This window comes from Streptomyces sp. NPDC059853 (assembly GCF_042731495.1).
GTDB lineage: Bacteria > Actinomycetota > Actinomycetes > Streptomycetales > Streptomycetaceae > Streptomyces.
Window position 1 is genome coordinate 1 of the sequence record NZ_JBHWJL010000243.1, and the last position, 8,116, is coordinate 8,116.

Here is an 8,116-nt window from a genome sequence, read left to right on the forward strand (position 1 = left end):
TTGGTCCGGTAGGCGGGGGGCAACCCCTTGTCGCTGCACGAAGTGGCCACGCACGGGGGCGCCATCGACGACGCCGAGCACGGCCGGGAGCGAGGACGACCGCCCGTCGGGCCTCGCCTGCAGCGGGCATTCCGTGCCGGGATCGAGGCCCTGAGCCCTCCGGCGCAGTTGCTGACCGTGCTCGCGGCGGCCGAGGAACACGGCGACCGGCTCACGGTGCAGCGTGCCGGCCGTGCGTGGGGTGCCGGCGACGCCGCCTGGGAAGAAGTGACCAACACGGGCCTGCTCCACGTGGCGGGCAACCGCGTCGGCTTTCGGCACCCCGTCGTGAGCAGAGCCGTCTACGAGGGCTGCGGTGCCGCGACGAGGCGCCGGGCTCACCGCGCCCTGGCCGCCACGATGCCGGACGAGGCGGAAGACCGCGCATGGCATCTCGCCGCCTTGGCCCATGGCCGCGATGAGAACGTCGCGAGGCTCCTCGAACGGACCGCGGCCCGCTCCCGGCTCCGCGGGGCCACGAAGACGGCGGCACGGGCGTGGTGGCGGGCCGCCGAACTGTCGGCCGCACCGATCGACGCTTCACAACGCCTTGCCGAGGCGGCCAGGGCTTCCTGGGACGCCGGGTGGGCAGCCACGGCGGAGCGCCTGCTCGATGAGGCGGAACGGCTGGCCCCCGGTGCTCACATCGCCCGGCGGAGCCGGGGCCTGCGGGGGATCATGGAGTTCACCCGAGGCATGCCCGAAATGGCGCACCACTTCCTGATCACCGACATGAAGCGCGTCTCGGAACCGGGAACTGCGCTGGAACTGGGCACGCTGGCCATGCGCGCCGCCTGGTCCGTCGGACGCGGCGACCTGCGGGACAGCGCGCTGGAGCTGCTGCTCGAAGACGGCGTCGAGGGCCGGACCGGATTACCCGGCACGGCGGCCTGGTGGAGCGACGACGCGTCTGCCGACGCGGCGCCGGCGGACACCCCCGACGCCGGCGATGCCGCCGCGCGGGCCCGTACGACCATCCTGCCGTTGCTGCCACCGACACCCCTCGCCCTGGCCTGGGGGATCGAAAAGCCGACAGTGGATGCGCTGTGCCGCCGGTTACCGCACCTGCGGCGGCGCAGCGAGCGCGCTCGACTCGCCATCGTCCTGGCCCAGACCGCGATGCTCGACAACGCTGCCGGCCGCTGGCCGCAATCGGAGTCCTCGGCCACGGAAGGACTGCGGCTGGCCCAGGACCTGGGTGCCGACCACATCGCCTCCCACTGCCGCACCAGCCTGGGCTGGCTCGCCGCCGCGCGTGGTGACGAGCGCGCCGTCGCGGAGGCCACCGCCAGGACTCTGGAGACATCGCTCCCGCAGGGTGTCCGCGCGCTGAGCGCGGCCGCGTACTGGAACCGCGGTATGGCCTCGTTGTTTCACGAGCGTCCCGAGGAAGCACTGGACATCCTGGTGCACCTGACCGAGCCGGGCCATGGCGCGGAGCACCGGACCATCGCGCTCCTGGCCGCTTTCGACACAGCCGAGGCGGCCGTGCGCGTCGGGAGAAGCGACCTCGCGGACGAACGGATTCGGGTGCTCGAAGCCTGGGCGCGGCGCACGGAAGCGCCGTGGGCCCGCTGCGCCGCGCACGTCACGCGCGGGCTCCTCGGAGGCGCCCGGGCCGAGGGTGCCTTCCGGGCCGCACTCGACGTGCCGGGTGCCCGTTGCCAGCCGCTGCTCTACGCGCGCGCTCAGTTGTCCTACGGCGAGTGGTTGCGACGGGGCCGCCGGCGGACCGATGCGCGCGTCCGGATCGGCGCCGCCTTGGAGGCGTTCGACCGGCTCGGGGCCGAGCCGCTGCGCCAACGCGCGCAGCGCGAACAGGACCTCACCGGGCCGCCGGGCCGCCGCGGGGGCTCGGACACTCCAGCGGTGGGCCGGCTCACCGCTCAGGAACAGCGAGTCGCCCAACTGGCCGGCGAACAGCTGACGAATCGCGAGATCGGCGTACAGCTGCGGATCAGCCACCGCACCGTGGGTCACCACCTCGGGAACGTGTTCGCCAAGCTCGGCATCAACACGCGAAGCGAGCTGAGCCACCTCCACGCCGGTTCCGAGCCGCCGTGAGCGCAGGGAGGCCGCGGCGGAGCGGGCACACGACGCCTCCGGCGGAAGACGACGGGTTGCCCGCCCGATGCGCTCAGCGGCCCTGATCCGTAGCGTCGCTGACGTTGTCCCGCGCCCGCGGCGAAACGCCGTGCGACGCGTGACGAGAGGTCACCGTACGCCCACATCCGAAACCCTGCCCCACGCGCGCCATTACATCGACGCAGTGGCAGGACTCCGGCTCCCGCGGCGAGTCACGCAGCCCCGCGACGAACGGCCTGCTCGGCACCTCCGCCGACGGCGGTGCGCGGGAGGCGGGGTCCCGCTGGTCGGCAGGGTTCTTCGACACGGTGCGAGTCAGCTCTGTGTGATCAAGTCAGGGTGAGCTCGCGGATCGCCATCTCCTCGGGTCCTGCGGCAGTGCCTCTCCCGGGTTCAAAGATGGGAGTTCCTTCGGTCGGGGCGGGACAGATGCTGCCGATGACCTGTTTCAGCGGCCCGTGTGATCGCCTCGAGTACCCGGTGGCGATCGAGTGCGACCGCGAAATCCGGCGCATGGGCGGTTCCTTCGCGGAGGTCGGCGGCGAACTGGGCGTAGAGGCGGGCGACCCCCGCTGCGGGTGCGTCGAGTTGCAGGTCAGGAGCCGCGTAAGCGGGGGGGACCTGGAGCACGTGGACAGGCTCGCTGCCGCGGCGCAGCGTGGTGGTGAAATCGGTGAAATGGATGTAACCCGACGCAGACTCCACACGCACACTGCCCTCGGTGCCCTGGATCTCCCATACCGTCGCCGAGCCGGCAGACTGTCCGGCACTGTAGTGCAGCGAAGTGACGACCCCGCCTTCGAGAACGCCGGCGACGACGATCTCATCCGGCGCGTCCTTCGGCAGCGACGCGCCATCGGAGAGGCGGACGCCGTCACCGCGCTGATTGGCGACGACGGCGGACAGACTCTCGAACGTGCCGAGCACGCGCGCAAGCGGTTCGGGGCCGTGGCCGAGCATGATGCTCAGAAGCGTGGCGCCATGCTTTGCGTGAGCCATGTACTCGACCGGCGGGTCATATCGGCCGACCCACATGTCGTCGGTCACCTGCGCTCGGATGCTCGTGCTGAGCGGCTTGCCCATCACGCCTTGCGCGATGAGGTCGCGAAGGAAGAGGACCGGCGGGTGCAGGCCGCCCTGCAACCCGACAACCGTCCGCAGCCGCCGCTTGCGAGCAAACCCCTCCAGCGCTTCGGCCTCCGATAGGTTTCTTGCGAGCGGCCATTCGCAATAAACCATCTTGCCCGCGGCCAGCGCGTCGGAAACAATCTGCTTGTGCTCCGGCACCTTGACCGCAACCACCACCAGGTCGACCTCCGGTCGCACGACCAGAGCCTCATGTGTGTCGAAGGCGAGATCGGCGCCCACCCGACGAGCGGTCGCGTTCGCGCTCTCCATACGAGTCGTGCTGACGGCGCGGATCTGGAACGCGTCGAGCGCCTGCAGCGCCGGGACGTGAGCAATTCCGCCCCAACCCCGATCGGCACTGGCCCCGATAAGGCCGACGCCGATCCGGGTATGTGCTGAATTCGTCATGAGGATGCTCCTGCCGTGTGCAGCCCCGGCAACGCTCTTCGGGCTGCGTCACGATGATTCGTTTCCGGACAAATGCGTGGGTACTCGGGCTCACCCTGGCGAGCGAGCAATTATCGCCGTTCGCGTAGCGGCTGCAGGGTTGAGCCCGAGTGACCCAAGCGCAGGTTTTACACGCGAGCCCAGTGGGCCTCGAGTTCGCGCGCGACATCGGCCGGACGCTCTATCATCGGCCAGTGCGAGCTGCGCAGCTTGAAGACGGCACGTGCGCGTGTAGCATTACCGAGCTCGTCGGCGAAGCGGTGAGGAAGAAACGGATCGTCCAGGCCCCAGATCACCAGCGCTGGGGCGGTCACGTTGCTCAAACCTGGCTTCCACTCCGCCCCGACCTCGATCGCCGAACGGTAAAGGGCGAGAATGCTTGCCCTCATAGTGGCATCGATATGCCGGACCGATTCGTTTGCCGCGTCGCGCGGCATCTGCGCCTCGTTGAGGCTTGCTGCGAACGTCTCGAGGTCGAGGTCCGCCATCCATTGCTCGCCCTCGCCCGGCGTTTGCCAGATCTTGGCAAGATGGTGCCACGGATACTCCGGGTCGATTGGTCCGCTGATGCCAGTCCATGTCCGCACCAGATCTGGTCGGACAGACGCGAGACGGCCCGTGAGCAGAGACCCCCAATCATGACCGACCAGGTCGACGGGTTCGCCGATTTCTTCGATCTTCTTAATAAGCCAATCGAGATACTCTTCTTTCGTCGACGTGAATCCCGCTGGTAGGGGTACGCCAAACCCGGGGAGGTCGATCGTCACAATATCTTCGCGTTGAAGATAGGAACGGACGGTGTCCCAAAGCCGGTGGGTATCAGGTACACCATGGACGAGGACCGCAGGCATTTCGGATTCTCCAATTGATTGTTGCCGTGGTGGAATGGCCGGTCGGCCGAGTCAGGGAAGGAGGATGACTTTGCCGTGGGTGTGGCCCGTGGCGACGAGGCGATGAGCGTCCGCGGCCTCCTCGAGTGGGAAGCTCCGGCCGATGCGTGCGGTCCATGCGCCGGCGGCGATCAGATTCAGGGCTTCCTGGACAGGGCCGCGGTCGCGGTTCCCGCTGCTCCCGGGGCTGAATGCGACGCCGTGTTGTGCGGCATCGCGGTCGGCGAGCGTCACGATCCGGTCGGGGCCGCCGAGAAGATCGACGAGGGTGGGAAGAAGCCCCTTGCCGGCGGTGTCGAGCACGGCGTCGACCCCGCCCGGAGCGGCGGCACGGATGCGATCGACCAGGCCCGGGCCGTGGGCGACAGGGGTCGCTCCGAGACTCCTGACGAAGTCGGCGTTGGCAGTCCCGGCGATGCCGATCACCGTCACACCCCGCTGTCGCGCGAACTGCACGGCGGCGCCGCCCAGAGCACCGCTCGCGCCGGTGACCACGAGCGTTTCACCCGGGCGAATGTTCAGAAGCGCGAGAGCCCTCGCCGCGTTGTCGGCGCCGATGACGGTAGCCGCGGCCTCCTCGAAGGAAACGCCGTCGGGGATCGTCGCGAAGTTGCTGCTGACCGTGTACTCGGCGTAGGAGCCCTGGGTGGCGGAGTCCGGCCACCCGGCGACGCGGTCGCCGACCACGCCCTCGACGACGCCCGGGCCGACCGCCTCGACGACGCCGGCGAACTCGAATCCGATGATGGCGGGAGCACGCAGGCGGAACGCTCCGGCGCGTGCCAGGATCTCCGCCGGGTTCACCCCGGCGGCGTGAACCCGCACCAGTACCTGACCCGGACCCGGCACCGGTCGCGGAGCCTCCGCAACCCGCAACACGGAAGGTTCGCCGAACGAGGTGATGACGGCGGCTTTCATGATGATCCTTCTCGTATACAAGGGTCTTTTGCTCGCACCGTTCAGAACGGTGTCAGGTCAGGAAGACCGGAGGATTCTCGCCCCGCAGGCGGTAGTCGGGTCGTGGCCGTTCGAGGCGGATCGATTCCAGCACGGTGTACGCGTGGTACTTGGTCTGGGTGGTGGCTCCTGCCAGCCGTTCCCACCAGAGCCGGCCGTCGCTCGTTTCCTTCTCGAGGACGTGGCGGGTGGTGTAGTTCGCCATGGAGCTGATCCAGTTCTCGGTGCCGACGAAGATCCTGTCCCAGCCGGTGCCGGTCACGATGTCGGCGAGCGCATCCGAGCGGCTGAACCGCTCGACCGCGGCGGTCGCCCCCTCGAGCACGTCGGCGAAGTACTCCACGCACAGCTTTACCTGCTCGTAGGTGCCGTAGTGCATGTGGTGCCCGCCGACGAAGTAGTCGAAGTCGTATTCGAGGATCTGAGACTGAGCCTCGTACCAGCCGGAGATGTTCTGCGAGGCGTCGCAGTGCATGAACGTGACGCTTCCCGGACTGACGATGTCCACGGCGGTGAGCACCTTCTGCTGGGGTGCGTAGATGAAGATGTTGCCGGGGCAGTGGTTCTCTCCCTTGTAGGAGAGCTGCAGGCTCACGCCGCCCACCTCGAGGACGAGTTCGTCGTCGAATGTCCTCGTCGGCAGGGGACGCTTCGGGTCGGGGAAGCGCTCCAGGAGTTCCTTGGTGATGCGGTGGGCGACGATTTCGACGTCGGGACCGAACACGGAGGCCGCGCCGATGTGATCGGCGTGCCAGTGGCTGTAAATGACGTGGGTCACCGGTTGGTCGGTGACGTCCTCGATCGCCGCCAGCATGTTCTCACCGAGTGTCGGGGGTGCGTCGATGGCGACCACGCCCTCCTCGGTCACCACGAATGCGGCGTCGTAGCCGGCACTGGTGACCCAGTAGAAGCCGCCGCGCAGTTCTTCCACGTGGTAGCCGTACTTCTGGAAGTGCTCGCTTTGGAAGTATGGGGGGTAATATCCCTCGGGGTCCGACGGGTCGTCCGCCCCCACGCGGGGGAATCCGTAGTGGTCGATCCCGTAGAAGCTCGGGGTTTCTTCGACGTTGATGGGTATTTGACTGCTCTGGCACATCGGCGGGACGCCTTTCTGTGTTCTTGGGAAGCTGTCGGACGGGTGGTCTATCCCGGTGACGTGAAGCGAAGGATCGCCTTGGCGACGCGGCCCGAGCCCGCATCCTCGAACGCGGTGTTGATGTCGGCGAAGTCGTAGAAGGACAACAGTCGGTCGATGGGGAACCGGCCCGCTCGATAGAGCTGGGCAAGGTCGTTGATCAGGAGCGACGAGACGGCGTCGCCCTGGATGATGCCCTGAAGCGACTGGCCGAGCGTGAGCCGGCCGGCGTCGAGCATGGCGCCTGCTCCTTCGTGGAACGCCACGAAGCCGAATCGGCCCAGCGGTGCCAGGGCGCCGACTCCGGCGTCGAGGTTCTCCGCGCGGCCGCTCGTGTCGAGGACGTACTCCAGACCGCGTTCGTCGACGGTCCGGAGCGCGCCGGTCAGATCCTCGACTTCCCCGGGGTTGACGAGGTGCGTCGCTCCGAGATCGCGGGCCAGCTCGAGGCGGCTGGCGTCGACATCGACGGCGGCGATGGTGGTGGCACCCGCAACATGCGCCGCCATGACCGCCGCCAGGCCCACCGCTCCCACGCCGAAGACCGCGAAGGACGCTCCCGCCGGCACGGCGAGGGCCTTGAGTACGGCCCCCGCGCCCGTCTGCAGCCCGCACCCCAGCGGCGCCATGACGTCGAGCGGCAGATCGCGGGGGACCTTGATCGTGTTCCGTTGGTGGGTCAGGGCGTGGGTGGAGAACGAGGACTGGCCGAAGAAGTGACCGTGCGGCTCAGCACCGTGGGCGACGTGGATACCGTTCGAGCCGTCCAGGCGGGCTCCCGCGAAGTTGGCCGCCCAGACGTGGTCACAGTAGGCCGCGTGAGAGGACATGCACGGCTTGCAGTGGCCGCACGAGTGGTAGGAGAGGACGACGTGGTCACCGGGCTCGACGGTGGTGACAGCGGCCCCCACGCGTTCGACGATTCCTCCTCCCTCGTGCCCCAGCACCACCGGCAGCGGCGTCGCCATTCGCTGCGCCCGCACGTGAGCGTCGGTCGCGCATATTCCGGTCGCGACCATGCGAACGAGTACCTCGTCGGGCCGCGGGTCCTCGATCTCGATGTCGCGAAATTCGAAAGGCCCATCCTGCGCTTCGAGAACGGCGGCGCGCGCGGAAGTGGTCATACGCCGTGAGCCTGCCGCGAAGCGCCGCGAGCGCCATGGTCACGAGGAACTGACATCATCAACGACTCCCTGATCGGGGTTGTGGGCTTCAGGAACCCTTCAGCGGGTCCGAACCTATGTCGGCTGCCCGTACTCGCGGATCGGTCGCCGTATCCGCCACGGGCCCGGATCATCGAAGGCTGCCGCCATGGGGCCCTTGGTGTCCGCGTCCGTGATCGCGGACCCCCACGGCCAGAAGGGGTGTGGCGTGTCCCTGGGTTGTGACGTCATCTGCGGCCGTGGGTCCCGGTGCCGCCAGGGGTGGTGGCGTC

Annotated in this window: 6 protein-coding genes; 1 reads left to right on the top strand and 5 read right to left on the bottom strand. The window is 68.5% G+C overall.

Features of this window, described 5'->3' with window-relative positions; genetic code table 11:
* Positions 1–27: 27 nt before the first annotated feature.
* The gene (locus ACFV5N_RS21255) at positions 28–2,103 is read left to right on the top strand and encodes a LuxR C-terminal-related transcriptional regulator (protein ID WP_385602120.1); all 2,076 of its coding nucleotides are present in this window, start codon (positions 28–30) and stop codon (positions 2,101–2,103) included.
* 414 nt (positions 2,104–2,517) lie between these two features.
* On the opposite strand, the gene ACFV5N_RS21260 is transcribed toward ACFV5N_RS21255, so the two are convergent.
* From ACFV5N_RS21260 to ACFV5N_RS21280, 5 genes are all read right to left on the bottom strand, one after another.
* Positions 2,518–3,660: a Gfo/Idh/MocA family protein gene (locus ACFV5N_RS21260; RefSeq protein ID WP_385602123.1), complete on the bottom strand. Its 1,143-nt coding sequence runs from the start codon at positions 3,658–3,660 to the stop codon at positions 2,518–2,520.
* Positions 3,661–3,827: 167 nt separating this feature from the next.
* Positions 3,828–4,550 (bottom strand): alpha/beta fold hydrolase, encoded by a 723-nt coding sequence (locus ACFV5N_RS21265; protein WP_385602126.1) that lies wholly within the window; start codon positions 4,548–4,550, stop codon positions 3,828–3,830.
* Between the two features lie 51 nt (positions 4,551–4,601).
* A complete protein-coding gene (locus ACFV5N_RS21270) occupies positions 4,602–5,507 on the bottom strand; it encodes an NADP-dependent oxidoreductase (protein ID WP_385602128.1) in 906 nt (301 codons plus the stop codon).
* Positions 5,508–5,559: 52 nt separating this feature from the next.
* On the bottom strand, positions 5,560–6,642 hold the full coding sequence (locus ACFV5N_RS21275) for an MBL fold metallo-hydrolase (protein WP_385602131.1): 1,083 nt from the start codon (positions 6,640–6,642) through the stop codon (positions 5,560–5,562).
* 47 nt (positions 6,643–6,689) lie between these two features.
* Positions 6,690–7,805 carry an NAD(P)-dependent alcohol dehydrogenase gene (locus ACFV5N_RS21280; RefSeq protein ID WP_385602134.1) on the bottom strand — a complete coding sequence of 372 codons (1,116 nt, stop codon included), beginning with the start codon at positions 7,803–7,805 and terminating at the stop codon, positions 6,690–6,692.
* Between the last annotated feature and the right edge of the window lie 311 nt (positions 7,806–8,116).

What these genes read in the sequence shown, in the direction of transcription:
- ACFV5N_RS21280 (WP_385602134.1), bottom strand. Translation starts at nt 7,805, where the DNA reads ATGACCACTTCCGCGCGCGCCGCCGTTCTCGAAGCGCAGGATGGGCCT.
- ACFV5N_RS21270 (WP_385602128.1), bottom strand. Translation starts at nt 5,507, where the DNA reads ATGAAAGCCGCCGTCATCACCTCGTTCGGCGAACCTTCCGTGTTGCGG.
- ACFV5N_RS21265 (WP_385602126.1), bottom strand. Translation starts at nt 4,550, where the DNA reads ATGCCTGCGGTCCTCGTCCATGGTGTACCTGATACCCACCGGCTTTGG.
- ACFV5N_RS21275 (WP_385602131.1), bottom strand. Translation starts at nt 6,642, where the DNA reads ATGTGCCAGAGCAGTCAAATACCCATCAACGTCGAAGAAACCCCGAGC.
- ACFV5N_RS21260 (WP_385602123.1), bottom strand. Translation starts at nt 3,660, where the DNA reads ATGACGAATTCAGCACATACCCGGATCGGCGTCGGCCTTATCGGGGCC.